Annotated in this window: 25 protein-coding genes; 6 read left to right on the forward strand and 19 right to left on the reverse strand. The window is 39.8% G+C overall.

Annotated elements, in window-relative coordinates:
* The first annotated feature begins 86 nt into the window (after positions 1-86).
* The 6 genes from HXT37_RS04435 (at position 87) to HXT37_RS04460 (ending at position 7,927) form a co-directional block, all read left to right on the forward strand.
* Positions 87-1,526 (forward strand): UTP--glucose-1-phosphate uridylyltransferase, encoded by a 1,440-nt coding sequence (locus HXT37_RS04435; protein WP_064621583.1) that lies wholly within the window; start codon positions 87-89, stop codon positions 1,524-1,526.
* A 292-nt stretch (positions 1,527-1,818) separates the two neighbouring features.
* The gene (locus HXT37_RS04440) at positions 1,819-3,738 is read left to right on the forward strand and encodes a helix-turn-helix transcriptional regulator (RefSeq protein WP_004108930.1); all 1,920 of its coding nucleotides are present in this window, start codon (positions 1,819-1,821) and stop codon (positions 3,736-3,738) included.
* A 2-nt stretch (positions 3,739-3,740) separates the two neighbouring features.
* Positions 3,741-4,082, forward strand: coding sequence for a hypothetical protein (locus tag HXT37_RS04445; RefSeq protein WP_064622067.1), 342 nt, complete (start codon positions 3,741-3,743; stop codon positions 4,080-4,082).
* 27 nt (positions 4,083-4,109) lie between these two features.
* Positions 4,110-6,743 (forward strand): DEAD/DEAH box helicase, encoded by a 2,634-nt coding sequence (locus HXT37_RS04450; protein WP_421779324.1) that lies wholly within the window; start codon positions 4,110-4,112, stop codon positions 6,741-6,743.
* Positions 6,744-6,852: 109 nt separating this feature from the next.
* Positions 6,853-7,200, forward strand: coding sequence for an RNA polymerase-binding protein RbpA (locus tag HXT37_RS04455; protein WP_004106625.1), 348 nt, complete (start codon positions 6,853-6,855; stop codon positions 7,198-7,200).
* Entirely contained in the window at positions 7,193-7,927 is a 735-nt protein-coding gene (locus tag HXT37_RS04460; protein ID WP_421779326.1) for an HAD hydrolase-like protein, read from the forward strand. Before HXT37_RS04455 ends, HXT37_RS04460 begins: the two co-directional genes overlap by 8 nt.
* Before the next feature lie 255 nt (positions 7,928-8,182).
* On the opposite strand, the gene HXT37_RS04465 is transcribed toward HXT37_RS04460, so the two are convergent.
* The 19 genes from HXT37_RS04465 to uvrC all read right to left on the reverse strand — a co-directional run bounded on the left by HXT37_RS04465 (position 8,183) and on the right by uvrC (position 26,276).
* A complete protein-coding gene (locus HXT37_RS04465) occupies positions 8,183-8,452 on the reverse strand; it encodes a hypothetical protein (protein WP_410310383.1) in 270 nt (89 codons plus the stop codon).
* Between the two features lie 118 nt (positions 8,453-8,570).
* Positions 8,571-9,176, reverse strand: coding sequence for a MerR family transcriptional regulator (locus HXT37_RS04470; RefSeq protein ID WP_102155140.1), 606 nt, complete (start codon positions 9,174-9,176; stop codon positions 8,571-8,573).
* Positions 9,154-9,594: an FHA domain-containing protein gene (locus tag HXT37_RS04475; RefSeq protein WP_102155138.1), complete on the reverse strand. Its 441-nt coding sequence runs from the start codon at positions 9,592-9,594 to the stop codon at positions 9,154-9,156. Before HXT37_RS04475 ends, HXT37_RS04470 begins: the two co-directional genes overlap by 23 nt.
* 18 nt (positions 9,595-9,612) lie before the next feature.
* The gene (locus HXT37_RS04480; protein ID WP_004108919.1) at positions 9,613-10,449 is read right to left on the reverse strand and encodes a DUF881 domain-containing protein; all 837 of its coding nucleotides are present in this window, start codon (positions 10,447-10,449) and stop codon (positions 9,613-9,615) included.
* A gap of 3 nt (positions 10,450-10,452) precedes the next feature.
* The gene (locus HXT37_RS04485) at positions 10,453-10,785 is read right to left on the reverse strand and encodes a small basic family protein (protein ID WP_004106615.1); all 333 of its coding nucleotides are present in this window, start codon (positions 10,783-10,785) and stop codon (positions 10,453-10,455) included.
* A 2-nt stretch (positions 10,786-10,787) separates the two neighbouring features.
* Positions 10,788-11,837: a DUF881 domain-containing protein gene (locus tag HXT37_RS04490; protein ID WP_081378935.1), complete on the reverse strand. Its 1,050-nt coding sequence runs from the start codon at positions 11,835-11,837 to the stop codon at positions 10,788-10,790.
* 15 nt (positions 11,838-11,852) lie between these two features.
* On the reverse strand, positions 11,853-12,461 hold the full coding sequence (locus tag HXT37_RS04495) for a CDP-alcohol phosphatidyltransferase family protein (protein WP_064621630.1): 609 nt from the start codon (positions 12,459-12,461) through the stop codon (positions 11,853-11,855).
* A gap of 123 nt (positions 12,462-12,584) precedes the next feature.
* Positions 12,585-13,250, reverse strand: coding sequence for a ribulose-phosphate 3-epimerase (gene rpe / locus HXT37_RS04500; RefSeq protein ID WP_004108916.1), 666 nt, complete (start codon positions 13,248-13,250; stop codon positions 12,585-12,587).
* Between the two features lie 79 nt (positions 13,251-13,329).
* A complete protein-coding gene (gene lgt / locus HXT37_RS04505) occupies positions 13,330-14,247 on the reverse strand; it encodes a prolipoprotein diacylglyceryl transferase (protein ID WP_004108913.1) in 918 nt (305 codons plus the stop codon).
* 42 nt (positions 14,248-14,289) lie between these two features.
* The gene (locus HXT37_RS04510) at positions 14,290-15,321 is read right to left on the reverse strand and encodes a phosphatidate cytidylyltransferase (RefSeq protein WP_004108908.1); all 1,032 of its coding nucleotides are present in this window, start codon (positions 15,319-15,321) and stop codon (positions 14,290-14,292) included.
* Between the two features lie 33 nt (positions 15,322-15,354).
* Positions 15,355-15,909 (reverse strand): ribosome recycling factor, encoded by a 555-nt coding sequence (gene frr / locus HXT37_RS04515; RefSeq protein WP_004106603.1) that lies wholly within the window; start codon positions 15,907-15,909, stop codon positions 15,355-15,357.
* Between the two features lie 19 nt (positions 15,910-15,928).
* Positions 15,929-16,678 carry a UMP kinase gene (gene pyrH / locus HXT37_RS04520; RefSeq protein ID WP_004108906.1) on the reverse strand — a complete coding sequence of 250 codons (750 nt, stop codon included), beginning with the start codon at positions 16,676-16,678 and terminating at the stop codon, positions 15,929-15,931.
* Between the two features lie 174 nt (positions 16,679-16,852).
* Entirely contained in the window at positions 16,853-17,704 is an 852-nt protein-coding gene (gene tsf, locus HXT37_RS04525) for a translation elongation factor Ts (RefSeq protein WP_004106601.1), read from the reverse strand.
* Positions 17,705-17,804: 100 nt separating this feature from the next.
* Positions 17,805-18,623 carry a 30S ribosomal protein S2 gene (rpsB, locus tag HXT37_RS04530; RefSeq protein ID WP_032842488.1) on the reverse strand — a complete coding sequence of 273 codons (819 nt, stop codon included), beginning with the start codon at positions 18,621-18,623 and terminating at the stop codon, positions 17,805-17,807.
* Between the two features lie 309 nt (positions 18,624-18,932).
* The gene (locus tag HXT37_RS04535; RefSeq protein WP_004108893.1) at positions 18,933-19,421 is read right to left on the reverse strand and encodes a peptide deformylase; all 489 of its coding nucleotides are present in this window, start codon (positions 19,419-19,421) and stop codon (positions 18,933-18,935) included.
* 63 nt (positions 19,422-19,484) lie between these two features.
* Positions 19,485-21,524 (reverse strand): AMP-dependent synthetase/ligase, encoded by a 2,040-nt coding sequence (locus HXT37_RS04540; RefSeq protein WP_033888437.1) that lies wholly within the window; start codon positions 21,522-21,524, stop codon positions 19,485-19,487.
* Positions 21,525-21,811: 287 nt separating this feature from the next.
* Positions 21,812-22,402 carry a hypothetical protein gene (locus HXT37_RS04545; RefSeq protein ID WP_004108888.1) on the reverse strand — a complete coding sequence of 197 codons (591 nt, stop codon included), beginning with the start codon at positions 22,400-22,402 and terminating at the stop codon, positions 21,812-21,814.
* Positions 22,403-22,767: 365 nt separating this feature from the next.
* Positions 22,768-23,898 carry a GuaB3 family IMP dehydrogenase-related protein gene (locus HXT37_RS04550; RefSeq protein WP_064622111.1) on the reverse strand — a complete coding sequence of 377 codons (1,131 nt, stop codon included), beginning with the start codon at positions 23,896-23,898 and terminating at the stop codon, positions 22,768-22,770.
* 38 nt (positions 23,899-23,936) lie between these two features.
* Positions 23,937-26,276: an excinuclease ABC subunit UvrC gene (uvrC, locus tag HXT37_RS04555; RefSeq protein WP_102703130.1), complete on the reverse strand. Its 2,340-nt coding sequence runs from the start codon at positions 26,274-26,276 to the stop codon at positions 23,937-23,939.
* Between the last annotated feature and the right edge of the window lie 57 nt (positions 26,277-26,333).

Below are 26,333 nucleotides of genomic sequence, written 5' to 3' on the forward strand. Positions count from 1 at the left end.
CAAAATAACCGTTAAAAGCAATATTTGCGCAGCAACGCACAAATCGCTAAACTATTAAGGTCACATGCATACGAGGAGGCTTTTACATGGATGACGCGTTTGAGTTGTCCGCTGCAAAGATGCGCGAACAAGGCATGAGCGAAATTGCTATTGAACAATTTAAACACTTATATAATGCTTGGAATTTAGATAAATCAGGGGATAAGTCTGCGGAGTTTATTCGCGAGAGCACGGTTGAGCCTATTAAAAGCGTTCCAACTTTCCACGAAATTTACGAAACTATTGATCACGACAAAGCTGTTAACGCATTCGCAAAAACTGCTTTTATTAAATTAAATGGCGGTTTGGGAACATCTATGGGCTTGTCTTGCGCAAAATCTTTACTACCAGTTCGTAGGCATAAAGCTCGCCAAATGCGCTTTATTGATATTATTATTGGACAAGTTCTTACAGCTCGTCAGCGATTAGGAGTTAATCTTCCGCTTATTTTCATGAATTCTTTCCGCACGTCTCATGATACTTTGCAAGTACTAAAACGCAATCGCAAGTTTGTGCAAGACAATATTCCTGTAGAAATTATTCAACATCAAGAACCAAAATTAGCAGAGGAAACTGGAGAACCGGTTTCTCACAAGGAAGATCGATCTCTTGAATGGTGTCCTCCAGGTCACGGCGATATTTTTTCAACTCTGTGGGAATCTGATTTATTGCATACTCTTAAAGAAAATGGAATTGAGTATTTGTTTATTTCAAATTCTGACAATTTAGGTGCTAGACCGTCGCGCACTCTTGCTCAACATTTTGAAAATACTGGCGCACCTATCATGATTGAGGTTGCGAAGCGAACTCAAGCAGATCGTAAGGGCGGTCACATTGTTAGGGACGCGAAAACAGGAAGACTAATGCTACGAGAAATGACACAGGTTCATCCTGAGGATCGTAGAAGCGCACAAAGCATTAAAAAACATCCATACTTCAACACAAATAATATTTGGGTTCGTGTAGATGCTCTAGAAAAAAAGTTAAAAGAGCACAAAGGGATTTTGCCTTTGCCTGTTATTTTTAATCACAAAACTGTTGACCCAACTGACGAAAGCAGCACTCCGGTAGTGCAATTGGAAACAGCAATGGGAGCAATAGCTTCACTTTTCGATGACGCAATTTGCGTAGAAGTTGATCGCATGCGTTTCTTGCCTGTTAAAACAACCAATGACTTATTTATTATGCGATCAGATAGATTCCATCTTACTGATTCATATGAAATGGAAGATGGTAACTATATATTTCCTGATATTGATTTGGATCCACGTTATTACAAAAACATCAATGATTTCAACGAAAGATTCCCATATTCTGTTCCAGCTTTAGCTGCTGCAAAATCAGTAACTATTAGGGGAGATTGGACATTTGGAAACCAAGTTTCAATGTTTGCTGACGCTGTTTTAGAAGATACAGGAGAACCAAGTTATGTGCCAAATGGAGAATTCGTGGGACCGCAAGGAATTGAACCAGACTCTTGGGTTTAAAGCAGATTTCTTGCAAATATGCGATTTTTATTGATAGTAAATAAAATTATCTATAAAAAATTATATGGCGTGTCGCGAAAAAATGGCGTATTTTCAACGTTGTTGATGTTCGTGTGAATAAAAAATATATAATTATTAGAAGTTTTTTAAAAAAATGTCCACACGTACCGCAAAACACCATTAAAATAGAAAAGGTGTGCGCAATATTGCAACACAAGTTTTGCTGCATTTCGTAGTCGCTTGTATGCAAGGCGCATAAGTAAATTGATACAAACATGATACGTGAGGACTAATGGTAGAAGGAAGCAACGGAAGGCGACGTTTTTCCGACAAATGGGGCAAACACGAGTTAGATGTACTCGCTGTATTGTCTTCCGCATTCCCGCAATGGCTGACTTCGCGTCAAATTGCACAGCGCGTAAAGGCATATGCAGATTCATACGGTGAGCTTGCAGATCAAGCAGCTAAAGCAGCATTCGCAAAACAGTTCCAGCGAGATCGCGCAAAGCTTGCTGCTATGGGTATTGCAATAGAGTCTAGGCAGCCAGAATATTCTTCGAAGTCCGAAGGTCAAGACTTTGCGTCTTATCGTTTGCAATTAGGCGATGAGCCTCGCGTACGTTTACGTTTCGACCAATCTGAATTACCAGTTTTAGCTGCAGCAAATTATCTTGCTCGTTCAATGTCTATTTCTTCTCTTGATTCAGGTCAACACGAGCAACAGCGCACTTCTCGCACTGCTCCTAGAGTTCCACAAACTCCTATTCCTGGCTTAGGATTAGATTCAATCGCACCTGGTCTTGGAACACAAATGCTACCTGATTCATTGGTAAAAGTTATTGATTCTCGCAGATTTGCCGCAACTGTGGATGTCGATGGTGAACATTTAAACGTTGCTTATACTGATGCTGACGATTTAGCGATGTTTGTACTAGAACATCCTGGATCTAGCGTAGTAAGCCCTCAAGAAGCAGTTGATGCTTTCCATCGCCGTTTGCACGCAGCAGTTAATTTTGCTCAATATGACGAAAATGAGCAAAAAGATGAAGAAGGTGCTATACAAGAAGCGCAAAATATTGAAGAACAAAATAGCAACACTGATAAATCGCATACCAAAAAAGGCTCTTCATTCCAAACTGGAAGTGAAGTAGATCGTAGGCTTCGATTGATGCTTTTCTTGTCTGCTCATCTTGGAGAGGAATTCCCATTAGACGAGCTTGCTGAGCGTTTTATTGGTAGACCAAAAAGCGATGATGAACTTCGTCGATTTGTTACAATTCTTCACAAGGATATAAATACTCTTACTACTGTTTCTGACGATGGGGAAATGGCCGGAAGCCAATTCTTTGATATAGATTGGACTCTTCTTGAGAACGAGGGAATTGTTTCTGCTACTAACTCTTTAGGATTGGAAAGACTTGCTGGAATTTCACAGCAATATTTGAGCATGCTTACTGCGTCTGCTAATTATTTGGCGCATTCCTTGCTTTTGCCTATTGAACAGCGCACACAAGCTGAATCCTTGTATAAGCGTCTTCGCCGTCATGTTCTTCCTGGTCAAACTCCATGGCTGAGTTTAACAGGTTACGAAATTGAGCCTCGAAATTGTTCTATTGTTCGCAGTGCTATTAACTCTGGATCTTTACTAGATATGGAATACACTGACGGGGCAGGACGTATTCGTCGCAAGATTGTTGCACCGTCGAAGATTTACGTTGATGAAGGCGTTTACTATGTTGCAGTATGGACTGATGTAGAGCAGCAAACACCAGAAGATAAACGTGAATTTGTTGCTAAAGATACGACAATTAATAAAGCGAATGGATTGCCTCGCATTTGGCAAGTTCTTCGCGTAGCACGTATTGAACGTGCAGAAGTTGTAGAGCCTGTATCTCAAGTTAAAATTCCAGATGTGCCAGTTAGTGAACTTCGCAAGTGGAGCTTTGATAACGGAACTGAAACTTGCTTCATTACCGATGAAACAGAATTGAACTTTTTGAAGAATCTTTCTGGAGCCACTATGGAAACTTGTGGCAGCGGAGTAAAAGTCCATCTTACTGTTTCTTCTGATTCATGGTTCGTTGCTTTTTGCATTGCTCACGCACGTCATATTACAGCTGTTGCTCCTGAAACATTGCGCAGTATGATTATTGCTCGCGCTCAACGTGAATTAAGCGTTAATCACGCTGATAATGCGAATACAGAGGAATAACAATGCCTTGGTGGATTTGGCTACTCATAACAGTTTTTATGCTGATAATGGTAGCGCTAGGAGTTGTTATTGTCATTTTAAGCGCAATAAAAATAGCTAAGGTCTGTTTTGGTATTTCCGAAGACGTTTCTTCTAGATTTGAACGTTTGCACGAACCAAATAAAGAAGATAATGAAAATCCTCGAGATCCATTATTTACACTTCCTATTAAAGATGCAACGAATCGATATGAGCGAACGCACACAAAAGTTATTGAGCGTCATCAAAAAATTCGCGAAAATCACCGTAAAATATGGCAGCATTGGGATAAAAAATCTCTTCGCGAAGAAGACATTCAGCTATAGCATATAAGAAAGCGACTAATACTTTTTATGTCTCATTTATCACAGAAAAAAGACTGCAAAAATAAATCAGGCAATCCAACTGACTGCAATGAGAATGATGTAGTATTATCTCCTTCACAACGTTTCGCAGCTTTTAAAAATACAATGAAGCACGAGCGTTCAATGGCATCTAAATTTGAGCGTTCTTTGTCTTTTGAACTTGATGATTTTCAACTTGAAGCTATTGATGCACTAGAAAATGGCAATAATGTTTTAGTTGCTGCTCCTACTGGAGCTGGTAAAACTGTTGTTGCGGATTTTGCTGTATTTCTTGCGCAAAATCGTAATGTAAAAGCTTTTTACACAACGCCTATTAAAGCTTTAAGTAATCAAAAATATCACGATTTCTGCGAACTATACGGCTCAGACAGAGTAGGGTTATTAACTGGAGATACTTCTGTAAATCCTGAAGCAGACATTGTTGTAATGACTACTGAAGTTTTAAGAAATATGCTTTACGAGCATTCGATTACGTTGCAATCCTTAGGTTTTGTCGTTCTTGACGAAATTCATTATCTTGCAGATAAATTCCGCGGAGCTGTGTGGGAGGAAGTTATTATTCACCTTCCGAAATCGGTGAAAATTATTGGGTTGTCTGCAACTGTTTCAAATGTTGAAGATTTTTCTGCATGGCTAGAATCAGTGCGTGGAGAAACTCATTTGATTGTCGACGAACACAGACCTGTGCCTTTAGAAAGACATGTTGTTGTTCAAGAGGATTCTGCAACTGAGCCTGAGTTACTCGATTTATACGACCATGACAATAATGGAAACGTAACTAAGCGCGTTAACCCTGCATTGACTAGGAAACTTAATGAATTTGAGTACCGAGCTCGTCGCCGTAAAGAATCTTACAGCGATAGCAAATACCGTTACAGAAAAGGTAAGAAACACAGAGTTAACGGGGGAGTTGCACAGTTAGATAAATGCGCGAAACGACATACTCCTCGCCGCTGGGCTGTTATTGACGAATTAGATTACCTAGGAATGCTGCCAGGAATTTATTTTATCTTCTCTCGTTCCGGATGCGATCAAGCTGTTCAACAATGTTTAAACGCAGGATTAATACTTACCTCTGATGAAGAAATGTACGAAATACGTAAAATTGTCGACAGTATGGTTGCAAATCAACTTTCTAAAGAAGATTTACACGCTTTAAGCTTTGAACGTTTTCGTTTTGCTCTCGAACAAGGATTTGCAGCACATCATGCCGGTATGATTGCATTATTCCGTCACATTGTTGAAACACTATTTGAACGCGGACTTATTAAAGTTGTTTTTGCAACAGAAACACTTGCTTTAGGCTTAAATATGCCAGCTCGAAGCGTTGTTGTAGAAAAGCTAGTAAAATTTGACGGCACTGGGCATGTACCTCTTACGCCTGGAGAATTTACGCAACTTACAGGTCGTGCTGGAAGACGTGGAATTGACGATATTGGTTACGCAATTCTTGTAGATCATGCTGATTTCGTCCCTCAACAAGCTGCAGCACTTTCTAGTAAACGCGTATACCCGCTACATTCCAGCTTCGTTCCTACGTTTAATATGGCAGTTAATTTGCTGAACTCAAGCGATGCAGACACTGCTAGAACAACACTAGATCGTTCTTTTGCTCAATGGGAAGCTAATGCTTCTGCTGAACGTTTACATAATCGCATGAACGAACTTGAAACAGCTCTTAAAGGCTATGAAGAAGCATTCCACTGCGAACATGGGGATTTTGCTGAATTCTTACAATTACGTATGAAGCTTAAAGAAGCTCAACACGATCAACGCCGTAAACTTAAACATACTTTATTCCGCACAGATGCAGAACGCACAGCAGCGTTTAAAGCGTTGGATGATGTTATTGCAAATCTTAGAGAAGCTGAGCGAACGAATCCGTGTGCAGGTTGTGCAGATATTCAACAACATTTGCGTTGGGGCTACCATTGGATTAGAGAACATAAGGAACTTGATCAAGTACGTGAACGCTACGAATCTCGTACTGGTTCTGTTGCTAGAACTTTTGACCATATTTGTGACGTATTGTACAGTTTGGATTATTTACAATCTGAAGATTCTTCACAAAACCAAATTTTGCACCTTACTGAGCGCGGTCAATTGTTAAGAAGGTTGTATAACGAACTAGACATTGTATTTGCTGAAGCTATTTGCGAAGGAATTTTTAATGATCTTTCGCCGCTTGAATTATTATCGTGCTTGTCTGCATTAGTTTATGAATCTAGAGGACCTGCAGGGGGAGAACCTAGACGATATCCAGGCGGCAAGGATGGCGCGATATTTAATACAGTATTGCGAATGAAAGAATTATTTATGCGTACTAGCGCATTATGCGCAGACGCTCATTTGCCAGCGTTAAGACCGCTTGAATTTGGTGCTGTAGATATTATGTACGATTGGGCTAATGGTGCTGATCTAGCTGAAATTTTGCGCAATACCGACAGCACTGGAGGAGATTTTGTGCGTCAAACTAAACGTCTTATTGATTTACTTACTCAACTTTTTGCAACAGGAGAATATTTACAAGCTATAGATGGCGTAGATAAAAATCTTGCTTCATGCGCTTATGAAGCTGCAAAACTATTAAACCGTGGAGTTGTAGCATACTCAGATGTATAAGTATGAGCGTATACAAATAAAACGCATGTATTTTGTATATATAAATCGTTTTTATATATATAGTCCGTGCAATTCGGTAATTTTATAAAGTACTACACAAGGAGATACTATGGCAGAACGCAGTTTACGCGGTATGAGCATTGGTGCGAAATCATTGGAATCTGACGATAATGTAGATTTCGCTGCACGAAATGATGTTGTGTATGTGTGCCCAAAGGGGCATCGCACGATTCTTCCTTTTGCTCAAGGCGCAGAAATTCCTGAAGAGTGGGAATGCCGCTGCGGCACGATTGCACATCGCGAAGGCGACGATGATCGCCCAGATGATGATTTCAACAAGCCGTCTAGGACGCATTGGGATATGCTGCTTGAACGTCGTAGTGAAGAAGAATTAAAAACTTTACTAGACAAGCGTCTAAAAATGCATCATGAGGGCTGGATTCCTGACTATGAGTGAATTCTCAGTGTCTTCAGGATGTACTAGTCGTCACATTATTCTGCTTGATCTTGATGGCACATTAACAAAGTCAGATGCTGGTATTATTACTTGCGCAAAGCTTGCATTGAAAGAGTTGAAACAGCCTATTCCGGACGATGCTGAAATGCACCGTTTTATAGGTCCTTCAATTTTAGAATCTCTTCAACGCAATAATGTGCCTGAATCGCTGCTAGCAAAGGGACTTGCTACGTATCGCAAGTATTATTCTGAAGTAGCAACTTTTGATGATCCTAATAATCCTGGTACAAAAATTTCAGGATGCCTACTTAACAAAGTATACGATGGAATACTTGAGCAACTCACAAAACTTCGTGAAGCTGGATATTATTTAGCAACCGCATCTTGCAAGCCAGAATATCAAGTAAAGCCTATTTGCGATTATTTTGGTTTAACGAAGTATCTTGACGGAATTTATGGCGCGAGTAAAGATATGTCGCGTATTAGCAAAACTCAAGTTATTCGTTATGTTTTTGATGTGATTGATTACAATCCAGAAAAAGGCGACAGAGCTTTGATGGTTGGAGACCGCTGGACTGATGCTGACGGAGCAAAAGATTGCGGCTTGGATTGCTTGGGATGCGCTTGGGGCTATGCTGAGCCTGGCGAGCTTGAAGCACACGGATCTTACAGAATTATTGATAGCGTAAACGAATTAAACACTGCAATTTGCGAATATTTCGCTTAATCTAATCAGAATTTTTGTCGTAACGGCTTTTTCTTTACACCCTCGTAAAGTTTCGGTCGTTTTTTAGTGAGAAAACGACAGTTTCTTTACAACGCTGCACAGTTTCTGCCGGTTGAGCTTATTATTTGACTAGATTTACTTGATATTTATCCGATAATGTACGTTATGTCAAATTAGAGATAATAATCAAACGCAACCAACAAAGTCTCACACTACTATCAAATAATATCCCTACGATACTTCTTGCTAAATAATCTAAGACTTGCAACTTCGGTACGCACAAAATAGCATTGCAAAAATATTAGCAAAAATAAGCGCGATAATAATCGCATATGACGCAATCAGCGTTGATCTCATTAATAACCAATAATCATCACAAACAAATCCAAAATCGCGAACAATATGCAAAAGCATGTATGCAAGCATTGCGCAAGGAAGCCCACAACAATGCGTAATAACAATACTCCAAGGCATTAAACCAATAGAACTTCTCTTATTACTATTGCTAATACTATTTGATTTCAAATAAGCATTTTTTCGAAATTTTACTAAAAAACGCACACAAGTAAATGTACTATACAAAAACAATGATACTGAAGCAAACCAGCAAATAACAGCGATAATAACAACTACGAACATGCCATTATCCCCACGTTTCCTGAACAAGACTCCATGAGTTTGAAGATGTATGAGAAGTAGGTTTTGAATAAGATTTGTGAGTAGACTTACTACTTTTTTCTTCAACTTGCGTAGCATCAACAGAATTTTCAGAAGATAAGTCCTCTTCCACTCTAGAAACAATGCGACCAACAGCAATAGCAAATACTGCTAAACCAGAAGCAAGCATACGACGCATATTATCTTGATTCTCATCGCACTCTTGAACAGATTGACCATCACAAATAATAGTCATATTTCTTAAGCGTTCTTCTGAGTATCGATTAAGAAAAATAATAGCCGTAGTAACATTAACTAAATTAACGCCAGCATCAAGCAGCCTTTTAGCTACAGCCATAATCGCAATGTCCTTAAAAGAATACAAACGACGAGAACCAGAACCGCTAGATGCATGAATTGAAGGCTCTATAATGCTTTTACGAGCCCAATAATCGAGTTGCCGGTAAGTAATACCGGCAACCTTCATAGCGACACTACCACGGTATCCTGAAGCGTGATCAGCAGACAAGGAAAAGTTAAAAAGCTCCCCCTGTACTGCATTAATCACATTATCGGACTGTGACTGCGTCATGTGCGAAAAATACCAGTCTGAATTTGCCAATCATAATTTCATCGCCATTATGCAGCACTGATTTATCAACACGTTCACGATTTACATACGTACCGTTTAGGCTTCCAGAATCTGAAATGCTAAACACGCCATTATGGCGCTTAAACACTGCATGCGCACGCGAAACAGTAGAATCGTCTAACAAAATATCAGCATGCGAATCACGTCCAACTGTTACTAAATCTTCATCGAGAAGATAGCGAGAACCAGACACTGCTCCCCTAGTTGAAATCAACAACGCAGTACCAGGAAGTAATTTCGCTATAGTATCAAAATCATCCTGCTGCATAGGACGATCTGAAGTTGTATTCATTGGAATATGAATAGCTGGCATACCAATAATAGTGGTTTCGCCAGCTGTAGGAATCGGTTCAGTCATACTTGCTATTCTACCTTGTTACTCGACTGGTTTTGCATATTCGTACTGTTTTGGTTCGCGTGTCGAAGTAATTTCTACTTCATCAGGCACTGAAACCATTACAGAAGAACCAAATTTAATTTTTAAACGCGACCCAACACCGCCTGCAATATTAACAGCATTTTGCAAATTCTGAGGGTCACCAATTGCTTTCACAATATAAGGAGGATCAATTATAATATTGTCGCATATAAGACCATGTTTAGTTTGCGAAATATAGCTTGAAGTAACTATTCTTACATCGTTAATAGACATAACTTCTACGCCAGCATTTCGCAATTCCTCTATTAGCTGAAACATCGTAGCGGCATCAATATTCTCTTTTTCACCTGCAGTAATGTGAACTACAATACCTTTACCTACTGCCGGCAGACGTCCAGAAATAAGACCATTTGCTTGAGCATTCTGCTGAGCAATACGACGAGCTTCATCTTGTTTATCTACTGCTTCACGCAACGAATTAAGCTGACCTGTTAATTCACTTTTTCGGCTTTCCAAACTCTGAATTTGAGAATGAGTTTCTGTAATAAGACGAGTCAATTCTTCTTCGCTCATTGTTTCATACAAAAGTGAGTTGCTACGATTAACTTGAATCATGTACGCAAAACCTAATAAAGCGCAGAGCAACATCATTAAAAAGCCCGTAAATATACGCGCTCGAGTAACGTGACCGCTTAGTGAAGATTTTACTTTACGATGAACTGCTGGGAAAGATCCAGTTTGAGTTTCATCACTTTCACGATCATGCGATTTTTGACGACGCATTTTATGAAGAATATCATCATCTTGTGGAGAATGAGAAAACATTGAAACCATATGCTAACTCCTGAAGATGAAACGACGAATTGCAGAAACGTTAGAGAAAATACGAATTCCTAAAACAACGATAACTGCAGTTTGTAATTGCGCACCTACGCCAAGCTGATTTCCAAGCAAAACAAGCAACGTAGCTGCTATAACGTTTGAGAAGAATGAAATAACAAAAACTTTATCCGAAAAGTTTCTTTCAAAATATGCACGTGCAGCACCAAGCAACGCATCTAGTGCTGCAACGACCATAATAGGTAAATAAGGTTGAATGACAATCGGAATATCTGGATGAACAACAACTCCAATTAATACTCCCAAAATTAATCCAAAAATCGCTGCCATGCTTATCTCCTAATTCTCTCATTGGCAAAACTAATATCGCCTGTGTTTGCTGCACTGAGTCGTATAACTCTCGAAGGTGAAACCTGTGGATTAATGCCTGCATTAACTAAAGATGCGTACCATTTCATGCGTTTCATATCATTACATTGTTTAATTAAATCATCAGAATCGCCAATAACTTCAATAACATATGGACTTTGAGTTTGATTAACTCCAATAAGAATAGTTTGACCAGCAACACGAATAGAAGTTTGCGCTCCAAGTCTATGCCCGTTAACAGAAATAGCTTCAGCACCTGCTTCCCACAATAATGACACAAATTGTTGAATATCACGATCTGTAACTAATCGCATTCTTGCGCCATTACTTTCGCGAGGTAAAGAACCGCTATTCACATCGCTCGAAGCAGAAATAGGATTAGCAATAGTCAAAGTAATCCCAGAACCTTCTACAGCATGAGTGCCATTAACCATATCATCTGATTTACTAACTTCATCCTCTTCAGGCGTAGTAATTTTTTGCGACTCATGATCTACGTTATTTCTCAATGACGTTACTTCTTCTACAAGCTTATCGAAACGAGACGTATAGCCAGACAACTCATTAGCTAATGAAGAACGTATTGCTTTTCTAGGATCAGTGTGCAATTTGCGAACAAACTGGCTCCCAACAGTACCAATAGAAACACACAATAAAAATACTATAGCTCTAGTGAACCACAGATTAAACGGTTTAACAGGTTGTTTACTTAATCTTGCATCCATAAACATTGGATCAACTGGACGATTAGTTAAATCATCAATAAGACGCAAAGCATAATCGTCAATATAACGTCTACGATCATGATTGTGAGCAAAACCACTGGAAGACATTACAACATGATGCGTTGAAATACCAGTAAATGAGTGCGAAAATAATGCCCTACGCCTAGTCAGCGACATCCCATCAGGAGCAGCAAAAGACATTGGCATAGTGCTTTTATGAGACGTATGTTTTACATCTAAATCTTTGATACTATCTTTTAAACTAACAAATTCATCTTGCTTAGTCATATGTGCGTACACGCCTTATTTAGTTTTTGTTGACTTAGCAAGTAACAAATAAGCTTGCATATAGTAAAGCAGACCAGCATACCAATATAGAGCAATACCCCACACTCCACATGCAAGTGCAGCAGCATAAAGTACGAGCATAGACTCAGTAGGTACAGCATAAACAATCATTAAAGAAACAATTGAAAGCATAAGAAGTGCTGTGCCAGCTTTACCTACAAAGTTAACAGGCAAAGGACCATAATCTCTTTGCGCAAGTACTATTACAAGTACAGCCATAATAGCATCACGCAATACTACTAATAAAAGTGCCCACCAAGGGATAATCATTGCAACAGCTAAAGCTAACGTACTGCAAAAAATTAATAGACGATCAGCTATAGGATCAAGAATTTGACCCAACTTACTAACTTGATTCAAAGTACGAGCAATATAACCATCAAGACAATCAGAAAACGCAGATATTGCTAAAACAATAAGAGCAAAAGTCATCTGTTGCTGTGTAATAAGCCAAGCAATATAGGGAATTGAACATATGCGCAAAAAACTGATTAGATTAGGTATTGTCAAAACTCGATTCATTGCTTCAGGACTATATTCCTGATTAATAACGAACTTAGTCATAATATCTTCCTCATACGAAATCACACAATTAATCAGCATATATTCGCATCAAAAAAACTCGCTTGTTGTGCAATACTTAATATGTTGGGGACATATTTCATGCCCCCAACATACATCTAATATTTATTCACGCCAAGCAGCTTTTGCAGTATTGCGAATAGCTTCAATCGCTTCTTTAGGACTTTCTGCTCCATAAACTGCAGAACCTGCAACAAGCACATCAGCACCAGCTTCAGCAACTATTGCTGCAGTTGAAGGGCTAACTCCTCCATCAACCTGAATATGAGTATTGAGACCACGACGAGTAATTTCGTCACGTAAACGGCGAACCTTATTCATTTGATTAGCTAAGAACTTCTGTCCACCGAAACCAGGCTCAACAGTCATAATAAGAACCATATCGAATTCATCAAGAATATCGAAAATAGGTTCAACTGGTTCCGCAGGGCGCACAGCAAAGCAAGCTTTACAACCCATATCGCGAAGCTGACGAGCTAATCTCACTGGAGCATGAGTAGCACCCATATGAAAACTCACAGAAGCAGCTCCAAGTCTAGCATATTCTGGAGCCCAACGATCTGGATCCTCAATCATCAAATGTACGTCAACTGGAAGTTTAGTAACCTCACAAATTCGCTTAACAATTGGTTCACCCAAAGTCAAGTTAGGTACAAAGTGATGATCCATTACATCGACATGAACAAGATCCGCATTAGATATTGCATCGAGGTCACGCTCAAGATTGCAAAAATCTGCGGAAAGAATGCTAGGTGCTATTTGTATATTCATGTGTACTATTCTAGAAAATGCAAGCGACTAGTTTTATAAAAACAAGATTTTTAAAATTGCTTTTTCAAATACTTGAATCTTACTTACTAGAAGTGTTCTGAGACTCACGTTCTCTTTCGTCTGAAGTTATATCTATAAGTCGTTCAACAAGAGACTCACGAGTACTAGTACTCTTTTGCAGCAAAGCAAAAACAATAGTTGCACACATGAATACGATAATAGAAACCCAAACATTAATGCGCACACCTAAGAAAACATGTGAAAAATCAATTCGCAATGCCTCAATCCACACGCGTCCAATTGTGTACCACATAACATAAAGTGCGAATACGGAACCGGCTTTTAACTTCTTAGCTATAACTTTGCCAAAATAAATAAGCAATGCAGCACCGATGAAATTCCAAATCATCTCATATAAAAATGTTGGATGAAATAATGTGCCTTCTGGGCACGTTAACCCATCATAACATCTTTCACTATGACCTATTGCTTGAGTAGTATCATAATTTAACTTCAAACCCCACGGCAAGTTAGTAGGAGCTCCGTAAAGTTCTTGATTAAACCAATTCCCCAATCTTCCTATACCTTGAGCAATAAGCACAGCAGGAGCTGCACAATCAGCTAGTAATCCAATAGGATATTTACGATACTTGCATAATACACAAGCAGCCAATGCGCCTAAGAATATACCGCCCCAAATTCCTAGACCACCATTCCAAATTCTAAAAATTTCTAAAAAATCACCATTAGAGCCAAAAAACTTTTCTGGAGTTGTAATAACGTGATACAAACGCGCGCCAATTATTCCAGCAGGAAGACTGACTAAAACAAGATCAAGTATCTGGTTAAAATCTCCTCCAAGACGCTTCCATCGACGCGTAGTAATCCACATTGCCATCAAAATACCGGCAAGAATACTAAGAGCGTAAAACTTTATGTTTACAAAGCCAAGAGAAAATTGCGAAATACTTGGCGACGGAATAAAACAGACTGTCATGGCGTCGATATTAGTCTAAGCCCACGATTGCGACAGATAAATTCAGAAATGAGCAAGTTGCAAAAGCACAAGCAGCACAGGACCGCACAGCAAAATAGAATCTACTCGGTCAAGAACACCACCATGACCTTTTAGCAAATGTCCCATGTCTTTAATACCAATATCTCTTTTAAGCATAGAAGCACACAAGTCACCGAATGTGCCAATAATTCCAGAAGAAATACCCATGACTAATGGCATCCACCAGAAATTGAACCAAGAGGAACCATAAAAACCTGCAATAATTGCATATGCTCCTATAATTGCAAAAAGCATTGAGCCTATTAAGCCTTCTACAGACTTCTTAGGAGAGATTCGCGGAGAAAGCTTATGTTTGCCCAACCATGCACCAGCAAATAATCCGCCAGTGTCACTTAATGCAGGTAAAAATACCAAAAGCATAGCGTGAGCAACTGCGTATTTTGTATTTGTAAGAGCTAATACGATGCAAGAAGCTAAAAGTGGAATGTACAACACCACGAATAGCGAAACAGACGTATTCGTAAATAAAGTATGTTCGTATGATGAGCGGTTAGAACCATCGAGCTTTTTTTCTACAGCTTGCATCGTTCTATCTGAAATAGTACTGCTAAGAGTCGCACAAATTACTGTAAGAAGCAAAGATGCAGTAATTCCACTAGCCATAGCAACAGCATGCCATTTTGCATAGTATGTTGCAAAAATAGTTACAAGCGAACATATTGATAACGTCACGAAAGGAATACGCAAACCGAGAGTTGCAAAATCAACATGTAATTCCCACAATGCCAGAACCATAAAAATGGCCATAAGCACGATAAAGACATCAATGCTAATAATTAAGCAAGAAACAATTGCAACAACTAGTATTGCGGCGGTAGCAACTGCCTGAGGCATATTCCTGCCTGTGCGACGATTAATATCACTTAAAGTTTCATGGGTGCCATGTGTAGCAGTATCTGCTTTGTCAGAAGACAATCCTACTTCTGATGCAGTTTTTTCAGCATTTGCTTTACTGACTTCATTGACAAAATTATGCTGTTTTATTTGACTCATACGGCACCCATTCAGTTTGAAACTACAAAAATCTCAGACTTCCATAATTTCTTTTTGCTTACCTTCAAGCAAAACGTCTAAAGAATCAGTAACTTGCTTAGTTACTTTATCAAGCTCTTTTTGTAAACGATCGCCTTCATCTTCGCCAAGTTCACCATCTTTAACAGACTTGTCAATAGATTCCTTAGCTTTGCGACGAATATTGCGAACTGCAACTTTGCCTTCTTCTGCTTTATTCTTAGCAAGCTTGACGTATTCCTTGCGACGCTCTTCCGTGAGCTCTGGCATAGTAACACGAATAACATTGCCATCACGATTAGGGCTTACACCTAAATCAGAATCGCGAATAGCCTTTTCAACAGCATTCGCTTGAGAAGCGTCAAAAGGCGTAACTGAAAGAGTTCTAGGCTCTGGAACACCAATAGATGCAACAGCTTTAATTGGAGTTGGAGCACCATAATAATCAACCATAATTCCGTTTAGCAAAGCAGGATTAGCACGACCGGTGCGAATACCCATAAAATTCTCTTTAGTAGCTTCAACAGACTTATTCATCTGTTCACGGGCTTGATCAATTATTGCTGACATGTGTTCTCCTTTATAATATTTAAGCAAATGTTGGCTCTGCATTAGACACTAATGTGCCAATAGATTCTCCAACAAGAGCACTAGTTACGTTACCTTCGCCCTCAAGACCAAACACACGAATTTTTTGATTATTATCGCGAGCCATAGAAAGCGCAGACGCATCCATAACAGCTAAACCATCAACGATAGCGCGCTTGTAGTTTAATGTTAAGAACTTACGAGCAGTAGAATCTTTACGAGGATCAGCACTATATACGCCATCCACACCATTCTTGCCCATAAGAACTTCATCGCAATGAATTTCCAATGAACGTTGAATAGAAACAGTATCAGTAGAAAAATATGGCATTCCGGCACCAGCACCAAAAATAACCACACGACCCTTTTCAAGGTGACGAATTGCTTTCAACGGAATATAAGGTTCTGCAACCTGACCCATTGTAATAGCAGTTTGTACGCGAGTTGCTTGCCCTGCTTGCTCAAGAAAATCCTGAAGAGCCAAGCAGTTCATTACAGTGCCCAACATACCCATATAATCACCACGGCTACGATCAATACCTGCTTGCTGCAGTTCTGCTCCCCTAAAGAAGTTACCGCCGCCGACAACAATAGCAACCTGAACGCCTTGATTCACTGCAGCTACTATTTCGCCAGCAATCCTACGAATGACATGAGTATCAATACCAACAGCACCACCACCGAATGCTTCTCCAGAAAGCTTTAATAAAACCCTACGGGACTTTCCTTCATCCGTTTGTGCAATAGCCATACAGATTCCTCCAGTCATAACGGCGAATGAGGTATATCTTTGTCAGTTTATCTATCAATAACGACACTCAAAACGCACGTTAAGCTGGACAATGAATATAAAAATGGGTTGCGCACAACTTGTGCACGCAACCCTATATACAAGAACAAAAATAAATTCTCATATAATTAGTGCTTATTCAGCAGCACCTTTGCCAACCTCAACGCGAGCAAAGGCAAGAGCGGTGCCGCCAACTTCCTTGAACAAGTCACCAACGCTCTTGGATGGATCCTTAACGTATGCCTGCTCGAGAAGTACAGTTTCCTTGAAGAAGGCGTTCATACGTCCTTCAACAATCTTTGGAACAATCTTCTCTGGCTTGCCTTCAGCTAAGGACTTCTCGGTTGCAACGCGACGCTCAGATTCCAAAACTTCTTCTGGAACATCTTCACGGCGAAGCCACTGCGCACCCATAGCGGAAATCTGCAAAGCAGCTTCGTGAGCAACCTTTGCACCAGCTTCGTCAGTAGCAATCATGGAAACGATGCTTGGAGGCAATTCCACAGACTTCTTGTGAGCGTAAATCTCAACGTGTGGACCGCTTACCTTAGCAACCTGACCAACCTTGACATGCTCGCCGAACAAAGCTGCTGCTTCTTCAACAGATTCCTTAACAGTTGCACCATCAGCTGGGGCTGCAAGTACTTCTTCAGCAGTAGAAGCATTAGCTTCAACAGCATGGTCAAGAACAGTGTTTGAGAATTCCACAAACTTTGGTGTCTTTGCCACAAAGTCAGTTTCAGAATTCAACTCAACTGCGTAACCAGTTTCGCCTTCAGCAGACTTAACAACCTTAGAAGCGATGGTACCTTCCTGAGCCTTACGACCTTCACGCTTACCAGCTGCCTGAATACCCTTAGCACGGATGATTTCCTTAGCGCGGGCAACGTCGCCTTCAGCTTCAGTAAGAGCCTTTTTAACGTCCATCATGCCGGCGCCAGTTTCTTCGCGCACCTGCTTAATCAACGCTGCAGTAATTGCTGCCATTTTGTTCTCCTCGTATCAATATGATTCTTAAAAGCTGCAAAAAGCAAAATCAATTGGATTTTGCAGCTTCTAAATAAGAATCTGGTTGCAAATTAGCTTATCAGGCGTTTGCCTCAGTATTTTCTTCCTTGGCAGGCTTAGCTTCAGCTTCGCCTTCCTTGGTGAGCAATTCCTTCTCCCAAGCTGCCATTGGCTGAGCATCATTACCTTCAGACTTAGCGCCCTTACCGGCATGCTCAAGCAAACCTTCAGCTACAGCATCAGCCATCAAGCTAGTCAATAACTCAATGCCACGAATAGCATCGTCGTTGGCAGGAATTGGATACTCAACAGCCTCAGGATCAGTGTTGGTATCAACAATTGCTACAACTGGGATACCAAGCTTATGAGCTTCTTCAACAGCCAAAGCTTCCTTGTTAATATCAACAACGAACATGGCGGATGGAGTGCGGTTCATGTTGCGAATACCACCGAGCTGCTTGGAAAGCTTGTCCTTCTCGCGCTCGAGAAGCAAAAGTTCCTTCTTAGTCAAGCCGGATCCACGAACATCGCTGAAGTCCATTTCCTCAAGTTCCTTCAAGCGCTTTACGCGAGTAGAAACAGTCTGGAAATTAGTCAACATACCGCCAAGCCAACGCTCGCAAACATAAGGCATGTTTACGCGAGTTGCCTGATTCTGTACAGCTTCCTGAGCCTGCTTCTTAGTGCCCACGAAGAGAACAGTGCCGTTGTGAGCAACAGTCTGCTTGATGAAGTCATAAGCCTTGTCGATCATGTCGAGAGACTTGAACAAATTGATGATATGAATACCATTGCGCTGGGTAAGAATGAACTGCTTCATCTTTGGGTTCCAGCGACGAGTCTGATGACCGAAGTGCAAACCAGCCTTCAGCATTTCGCTCATGGTAATCTGTGCCATATCTATATACCTTTCTTGTCGGTTATTTCCTGGCCATGTCTGTTCGCATGCAACTTGGTTAACACATGTCTAAATCCAAGCCGACCGACACGAACGGACGCGTACATGGCGCGTATTTGCGAATCCGTGTAGACAATAAAAAGCGAGCAATCATACAACGCGGCAATACTCATGCTCAAAATGGACACGCAAAGAGCGATTATATCAGATGCTCAATACTAAAAATCGGCATTCTTGTAGCAATAAAAGCAACAAAAACGCCGATAATTTTTAAAAAATTATTTACACATAAAGCATAAAAACTAAAACTTAGTTACGCATATTATTGCGCAACTCACGCAACGCTTGACGGCGCACGTCCTTTTCAAGTCTATCTAAATAAATATGACCATCTAAATGATCACACTCATGCTGAATCATTCTAGCCATAAGACCTTCACCTTCAAGCACTACAGTCTTACCATCTAAATCAATTCCACAAGCTCTAGCATAATTTGCACGCCTAGTTTTGTACCATAATCCCGGAACAGAAAGGCAACCCTCGTCGTCGTACTGTTCACCTTTTAGCTCTTCAATTACGGGATTTAAAATATAGCCGATTCGACCATTTATATTGTAAGAAAAAGCTCTAAAACTTACACCAATCTGATTAGCAGACAATCCAGCTCTACCTGGGTCATTTACCGTTTCCAATAAATCATCAACTAAATGTTTCACAGCTGGCGTAATTTCACGAATCTCATCACAAGGAGTTCGCAATACGGGATCCGGAACAATACGAATTTTTCTAATAGACACTCGATTACTCTTTCTTTTATGTAAGTAGGAATAACGAAAAACAACTACAAATGTGTAAGCTTTTTACTCGACATGTTCATTATGATCACTATGCGATGTCGAAGAGGAATCTGATGAAGATTCTTCACCAAAACGCTTCAAATGATTCGCAGCTTGATCGATAGCTTGACGTACTCGAGGAGTTACAGCTTCCTGAGCTTGCTTAACAGTCTCCTGTGCTTGCTTAACAGTCTCAGTAGTTTTATCGAGAATCTTTACAGTTGCTGGCAAAGGACGAGTATTAGGCTTTGGAGCATACAATTGCGTTTCGATAATATCAGCATAGCGAGCAAGAATCTTCGGACGAACAATCTTCATACTTGGAGTCAAGGTTCCAGCATCTTGAGTAAATTCATCTTGCAAAATAACAAACTTACGAACAGACTCAGCGCGAGAAACAGTACTATTAGCTTGGTCAATAAATTGCTGAATTACTGAACGCACTGCTTCGTTAGTAGCAATCTCACTCATAGTAAGGTTAACATCCATACCCTTATTCTTTAGCCAAGAACGAACCATATCTGAATCAAGCTCAATTAAAGCAGAAACGAATGGCTTACCATCGCCCACTACTACAGCATGAGAAACTAATGGGCATTGAGCAATAATACCTTCCATAGGAGCAGGACTTATATTCTTGCCACCGGCAGTAATAATAATATCTTTTTTGCGACCAGTAATAGACAAGAATCCTTCATCATCTATTGAGCCAAGATCGCCTGAATGCAACCATCCATCTTCGTCAATAACTTCTGCAGTAAGCTCAGGCTTATTGAAATATCCCATAAATACGTTAGGACCTTTAATAAGCACTTCATCGTCGTCAGCAAGACGGATAGCTATACCAGGACCAGGTCGACCTACAGATCCAACTTGATTTGCATGCTCAAAATTAACTACACAAGGAGCGGCAGTTTCAGTCATTCCATAGCCTTGAATAAAAGTAATGCCATCAAGACCATTAAAGAAATGAGCTAAATCAGCATCCATTGGAGCTCCACCGCAGGCCAACCATGAAAGATTAGGGCCTAAAGCTGAGCGAATAGACGAGCCAACTGTTTTCATATACATCGCATGATTCATGCGTGCAGCAAGAGAATGAGTTTTACCTTCAACATTGTCACGAGACCATTGAATGAAATGTTTTACAGCTTTAGCAAAGATACGACCCTTTATACCAGCACCAGCTTTTTGTGAGGCAGCATTATAAACTTTTTCAAAAACTCTAGGCACGCCGAGTAAATACGTAGGCTTAAAACTACGCAAATCAGCCAAAAGATGCTTAGCATTAGGCACATATCCAATAACACCGTGAGCACCAATAGCAACATATTGAATGTACCGAGCAAAACAATGCGCCAATGGAAGGAATAAAAGCAAACGATTTGGCTTGCATAGCATATCGTTAAGAACATCATAACCAGCAAAAACAATATGCGTAAAATTACGATTTGAAAGCATTGCGCCTTTAGGTCTACCAGTCGAACCAGAAGTGTAAACAATAGTAGCTAAATCATCTGCCTTAACAGCATCAACAGCTTTATTAAGCTCATCATCAGTAGTAGATTTACCAAAATCAACAACGGCTTCCAAGCCGCCAGCTTTGAAATTAAATACGGTTTTCAAAGTTATATGTTTATGATCCTGACGAACACGCTCTAAGCATTGAGCATGCGCATCGTCTCCAGCAAAAGCAATAACTGGCTTAACTTCATCGATAATGTCAGCTGCCTGCAATGCTGAATCTGTTTCATAAATAGGAATGCTTACAGCACCAATACATGCACAAGCAAAATCGACAACACCCCACTCATAGCATGTAGCAGAGTAAATAACAACTTTGGAGCCATGCTGAACTCCGAGCGCTATTAAGCCTCGAGCTACTGCACGAACTTTCGCGAGCATTTCAGATGAAGTAACATCATGCCAACGACGAGTTTCATCGTCTTGCCATTGAGCAACCAAGTCTTGTGGGCTACGCATAGCACGATTGGCGAGTAAGGAATAAATGGTATCACCGTCTTGAGTTGGGTGAATGGCTTCTACAGCAAATTCTCGGAGCATATTATTTATTGTACTTGATAACAGAATCGACACGACTGCATGAAGTACAAAAAATAATACTTAATATTGTCATTTACAAACAAACACTGAAAAAAACTTAGATTCTACAAGTTGTACAAGTTAGAATGTTTAATCTTACAAAAGTGAACCCCTTTATTGCTAAAAATTGTTGAAAAATCAGCAAATCAAGCAATAAGGGGCTCATATTTTTTTGAATATATGTACATAAGTCTTCAAACGCATTATCATAGATGTCTTATTTCAGCTACCTACTATAAGCGACGATTTTATCCTAGATCTGCATACGTGCAAATCCAACGATTATTTTTCAATTCCAAAGATAACGACGCCCAGTATTTCACAGGTCCTGCACAAATGCGCACAACACCTTCAAAATGATTCGGGCTGACTAACATTCCATTAAACAAACTCGGAACTGCAGGAAAACTACGCACAGCAGAGCGAGTTTCCGAATCGTTATTATCAGTGAAATACTCATCCATCAGTTTCCACATGTTAGTTAATTTAGTAATACAACTTTTTGTTAGAAGCTGCGACATTGCTGGAGAAATAGGCCTACCTCTCGAAATATCTGCAGCTATACAAGCAATTTGACAAGTTTTTAAAGCTAAATTAACAAAAGCCTGCTCATCTCTACTGTCGAAATAACACATTCCAACATGGTATTTCAAGCATTCACGAGAAAAACCAACACTAACTTCACCCTCATATACAGGCAAGCTAATACGAGGTCTACAGAAAACATGTGGAGGATCCTCGTCATTGTTTTTCTTAGTCTTTGAGGACTTATCTTTCAGCTCATCATCACTGTAATCGTTATCATCCATGCCATAGGCATCAGCAAAATCTATCTTCATATTTCTCTCCTGTTTTAACAATTATTTAAAACTGTTGTTATTTAAAACTTGTTAAGCTTATATTTCTACAAACTAAACGAGTTTAGATAAAAGCTTACAACGTAATTTTTCTCTAACTGCGTAATTAATAAAAATGTGGATAAATTACAAAATATTCGTCGTTTTCATTGAAAATAAACGATTTTATGCGTGTTGAATTATACACATTACGGTTTAAGAGAATAGCAAATATAGCTAAAAATCATATTTATGCATAAATCAATAGAATGTTCATATAGATATAACAATTTTGAAAACAAAAATGGCGGCTCAGAACAAATTACTGAACCGCCATATTTTATGCAATAAGCATCATACTTATAACACTAACGAATATCCTGATGGAATGGGTTAAATACTACGCTACAACGCTGGAAGCTCTTAACATCAACATAACCTGTAGAAGCCATTGTTCTGCGCAATGCACCAACAAAGTTTGTAGTACCATCTGCTTCATGACTTGGGCCAAAAAGAATATTCTCTAACGGAGCCACAGTGCCAACATTTGAACGCATCCCGCGAGGAAGTGATGAATGACGAGCCTCAGCACCCCAATGAGTGCCATGACCAGGAGCCTCAGTTGCGCGAGCTAATGGAGTACCAAGCATAACTGCGTCAGCTCCAACTGCAAGAGCCTTAATAAAGCTGCCGGAATTACCCATTCCTCCATCAGCAATAATTTGCACGTAACGGCCGCCGGATTCATCCATATAATCCCTACGAGCTTCAGCAACATCCGCAATAGCAGTAGCCATAGGTGCTTGCACACCTAAAGTATTCATGGTTGCGGATACTGCTCCGCCGCCAAATCCAACTAAAATACCTGCAGCTCCAGTTCTCATCAAATGAAGAGCAGAAGTATAATCTGCGCAACCTCCAACAATAACAGGAACATCGAGATCGTAAATAAACTTCTTTAAATCAAGAGGTTCATGATCTTTAGAAACATGTTCCGCAGATACTGCTGTTCCGCGAATCACGAATAAATCAACACCAGCTTCTAGAACAGTGTTATATAATTCTTGCGTGCGTTGTGGAGAAAGAGCTCCTGCTACTGTCACTCCAGCATCTCTGATTGTATGCAAACGCTTTGCAATCAATTCTGGTTTGATCGGCTCAGTATAAATCTCCTGAATGCGGCGGGTTGCAATGTTTGACGGCAACTCAGCTATTTCTTTTAACAAAGGTTCTGGATTCTCATATCGAGTCCATAAACCTTCTAGATCAAGAACTCCAAGACCACCCATTTGACCAATTGCAATCGCAGTATCCGGGCTAGTAACCGAATCCATCGGAGCAGCAATAATTGGGATATCAAACGTATAAGCATCTACTTGCCATGCAGTAGATACAGCTTGAGGATCACGCGAGCGACGCGAAGGAACAATAGCAATATCGTCAAGCGAATATGCAACTCGGGCTTTTTTGCCCAAACCAATTTCAATTTCCTGAGACATACTTCTTAGGCTAGTGCCCTATGCTGACGAGTTGCGACTCATAGTAATTCATCATTATTTTTACGCAAAGCACTGTATATAGCTTTTGCTTTATTCTCACCAATTCCAGGCACTTTTTGCAAATCTTCTAATGAAGCATTTTTCAAAGATTTTATTGAACCAAAAAATGCAAGCAAACGTTTACGATACACTGATCCAATTCCAGGAATAGCATCAAAAGTAGAATGCAATGAACCTTTTCTTCGCAATTTACGATGATACGAAATAGCAAAACGATGAGACTCATCTCTAGCGCGCTGCAATAAATACAATCCTTCTGAGCTTCTCTTAAAAATGATTGGATAATCTTCGTCAGGAAGCCACACTTCTTCAAGCTTCTTAGCTAAACCACAAACAGTAATATCACTTACGCCAGCATCTTCCATAGCTCTTTTAGCAGCTTTTGCTTGTTCTTTTCCTCCATCGACAATAATTAATTGAGGCTTATAAGCAAAATGCCGCGCACTAGTCAACGAATTACCTGAAAAATGCTTATTAGAAATACTGTTGGAATCACAAATATTAATGTCAGATGAGTCAGATGTATCTGATGCATCTAATGTATCAAGCTTATCTTCTGCATAAACATCTTTATGCTTAAACCTTCGCAATAATGTTTCATAAACAGCACTTAAATCATCTGTTTTACCATCACCGTGTTCACCTCGAACCGCAAAATGACGGTACTCACTAGGACGAGCAACACCATCTTCAAAAACAACCATAGAAGCAACTTGATAACTGCCATCAACTGTATTTGAGATATCATAACATTCAATTCGCAAAGGAGATTTACTCATTCCAAGCACTTTTGCTATTTCATTCATAGCTTCTGTTCTCATATCTATGCTGTTGATACGACTAGATTTTATTCGTTTCAATTCCTGACTAGCATTATCGTTTGCACGATCCATAAGAGCACGTTTTTCTCCGCGCTCTGCAACTCTAATACTTACTTGAGAACCACGAATATTGCTAAGCCACAATTCAAGCTCTTGCTTACGTTCATCAGAAATTTTAATTGGAACTATAATCTCACGAGGAACAGGCGAAATAGGAGCAAGTAAATCCTCACGACCTGTTCTCTCTTGACGTTCACGACGAGTTTTAGTAGCTTGTGCTCGCAATATTACATCAGTTGCAGTAGCTTGTTGCGTAGAGCTAACAGCGTCGCGAACTTTCTTAATGCTAATAGTATCTTCATGGTTTTGTGTGTAATTTTGCTCATATTCTGCGTATACGCGAGTTAATAAATCAGCTATAAGATCACTGTCACTGATATGCTCATTTCGTTCTACTGACCAATTTTTCTCTCCACGAATCATTCCAGCTCTGACAAAAAATACATGAATTGACGCTTCAAGCTCATCTCCGCAGAATCCAAAAACATCTGCTTCTACATCATTGTCAAACACAACTGCATTTTGTTGCAAAATAGTGTTCAAAACAGCAATCTCGTCACGCAATTTAGCTGCACGCTCAAATTCTAGCTCTTCACTTGCTTCTTTCATCTCGTTCTTAATTTGTGAAATATAAGACTCTCCAACACTGCCTGTAAGTATGCCAACTACATGTTCTACCATCTTGCGATGTTCGCTAGGATCTATGTTTCCTATACAAGGAGCTGAACATTTACCAATCGAAGCAAATAAGCAAGGCCTACCAGTCCTATGAGCTTTGTTAAAAACAGAGGATGAGCATGTGCGAATAGGAAAAGTTTTAAGTAAAGAATCTAAACTATGACGAAGAGGCCACACTTTTGCATACGGACCAAAATATCTAGCATGCCGCGCACTACGATTTCTAGTAATCCATACTCTTGGAAAAGTTTCTTCTAGCGAAACTGCAACATAAGGATATGTTTTATCGTCACGAAAAACTACATTAAACCTAGGATTAAAAGCTTTAATCCAAGTATATTCAAGTGTAAGAGCCTCAAATTCAGTGCTTACAACAGTCCATTCCAAACTGCGAGCTGTAAGAACCATAGATTGAGTTCTAGGATGAAGTTGGTAAAGAGGTTGAAAATAATTCGCTAAACGATTGCGTAAATTTTTTGCTTTTCCAACGTAAATAACTCGCCCCTCGCCATCACGCCACTTGTATACTCCAGGTTGCGCTGGAATATCACGAGAAGCTGGACGGAATAAATCACGAGTATCACCAAGCAATGGAGCTCCTAATGCATTTACTCTTTCATTATCAAATGATGAATCTTTCGAAAACTGTTCATCTATCATTTCTTGCGTTTTACGCCATTTTTCACTATCTCTCATCCTATTTCCTTCTTGCAAATCATATGCTTTATGAGAATTTTTATTAAGATCATTATCTTTCATTTTCACCTCCTTTCCTAAACAAGATTTATGCAACTATTCATAAGATTTGTCGAATAA

This window comes from Gardnerella sp. DNF01151 (assembly GCF_049244235.1).
Lineage (GTDB): Bacteria > Actinomycetota > Actinomycetes > Actinomycetales > Bifidobacteriaceae > Bifidobacterium > Bifidobacterium swidsinskii.

What these genes read in the sequence shown, in the direction of transcription:
- HXT37_RS04435 (WP_064621583.1), top strand. Translation starts at nt 87, where the DNA reads ATGGATGACGCGTTTGAGTTGTCCGCTGCAAAGATGCGCGAACAAGGC.
- HXT37_RS04440 (WP_004108930.1), top strand. Translation starts at nt 1,819, where the DNA reads ATGGTAGAAGGAAGCAACGGAAGGCGACGTTTTTCCGACAAATGGGGC.
- HXT37_RS04445 (WP_064622067.1), top strand. Translation starts at nt 3,741, where the DNA reads ATGCCTTGGTGGATTTGGCTACTCATAACAGTTTTTATGCTGATAATG.
- HXT37_RS04450 (WP_421779324.1), top strand. Translation starts at nt 4,110, where the DNA reads ATGTCTCATTTATCACAGAAAAAAGACTGCAAAAATAAATCAGGCAAT.
- HXT37_RS04455 (WP_004106625.1), top strand. Translation starts at nt 6,853, where the DNA reads ATGGCAGAACGCAGTTTACGCGGTATGAGCATTGGTGCGAAATCATTG.
- HXT37_RS04460 (WP_421779326.1), top strand. Translation starts at nt 7,193, where the DNA reads ATGAGTGAATTCTCAGTGTCTTCAGGATGTACTAGTCGTCACATTATT.
- HXT37_RS04470 (WP_102155140.1), bottom strand. Translation starts at nt 9,176, where the DNA reads ATGACGCAGTCACAGTCCGATAATGTGATTAATGCAGTACAGGGGGAG.
- HXT37_RS04475 (WP_102155138.1), bottom strand. Translation starts at nt 9,594, where the DNA reads ATGACTGAACCGATTCCTACAGCTGGCGAAACCACTATTATTGGTATG.
- HXT37_RS04480 (WP_004108919.1), bottom strand. Translation starts at nt 10,449, where the DNA reads ATGGTTTCAATGTTTTCTCATTCTCCACAAGATGATGATATTCTTCAT.
- HXT37_RS04485 (WP_004106615.1), bottom strand. Translation starts at nt 10,785, where the DNA reads ATGGCAGCGATTTTTGGATTAATTTTGGGAGTATTAATTGGAGTTGTT.
- HXT37_RS04490 (WP_081378935.1), bottom strand. Translation starts at nt 11,837, where the DNA reads ATGACTAAGCAAGATGAATTTGTTAGTTTAAAAGATAGTATCAAAGAT.
- HXT37_RS04495 (WP_064621630.1), bottom strand. Translation starts at nt 12,461, where the DNA reads ATGACTAAGTTCGTTATTAATCAGGAATATAGTCCTGAAGCAATGAAT.
- rpe (WP_004108916.1), bottom strand. Translation starts at nt 13,250, where the DNA reads ATGAATATACAAATAGCACCTAGCATTCTTTCCGCAGATTTTTGCAAT.
- lgt (WP_004108913.1), bottom strand. Translation starts at nt 14,247, where the DNA reads ATGACAGTCTGTTTTATTCCGTCGCCAAGTATTTCGCAATTTTCTCTT.
- HXT37_RS04510 (WP_004108908.1), bottom strand. Translation starts at nt 15,321, where the DNA reads ATGAGTCAAATAAAACAGCATAATTTTGTCAATGAAGTCAGTAAAGCA.
- frr (WP_004106603.1), bottom strand. Translation starts at nt 15,909, where the DNA reads ATGTCAGCAATAATTGATCAAGCCCGTGAACAGATGAATAAGTCTGTT.
- pyrH (WP_004108906.1), bottom strand. Translation starts at nt 16,678, where the DNA reads ATGGCTATTGCACAAACGGATGAAGGAAAGTCCCGTAGGGTTTTATTA.
- tsf (WP_004106601.1), bottom strand. Translation starts at nt 17,704, where the DNA reads ATGGCAGCAATTACTGCAGCGTTGATTAAGCAGGTGCGCGAAGAAACT.
- rpsB (WP_032842488.1), bottom strand. Translation starts at nt 18,623, where the DNA reads ATGGCACAGATTACCATGAGCGAAATGCTGAAGGCTGGTTTGCACTTC.
- HXT37_RS04540 (WP_033888437.1), bottom strand. Translation starts at nt 21,524, where the DNA reads ATGCTCCGAGAATTTGCTGTAGAAGCCATTCACCCAACTCAAGACGGT.
- HXT37_RS04545 (WP_004108888.1), bottom strand. Translation starts at nt 22,402, where the DNA reads ATGAAGATAGATTTTGCTGATGCCTATGGCATGGATGATAACGATTAC.
- HXT37_RS04550 (WP_064622111.1), bottom strand. Translation starts at nt 23,898, where the DNA reads ATGTCTCAGGAAATTGAAATTGGTTTGGGCAAAAAAGCCCGAGTTGCA.
- uvrC (WP_102703130.1), bottom strand. Translation starts at nt 26,276, where the DNA reads ATGAAAGATAATGATCTTAATAAAAATTCTCATAAAGCATATGATTTG.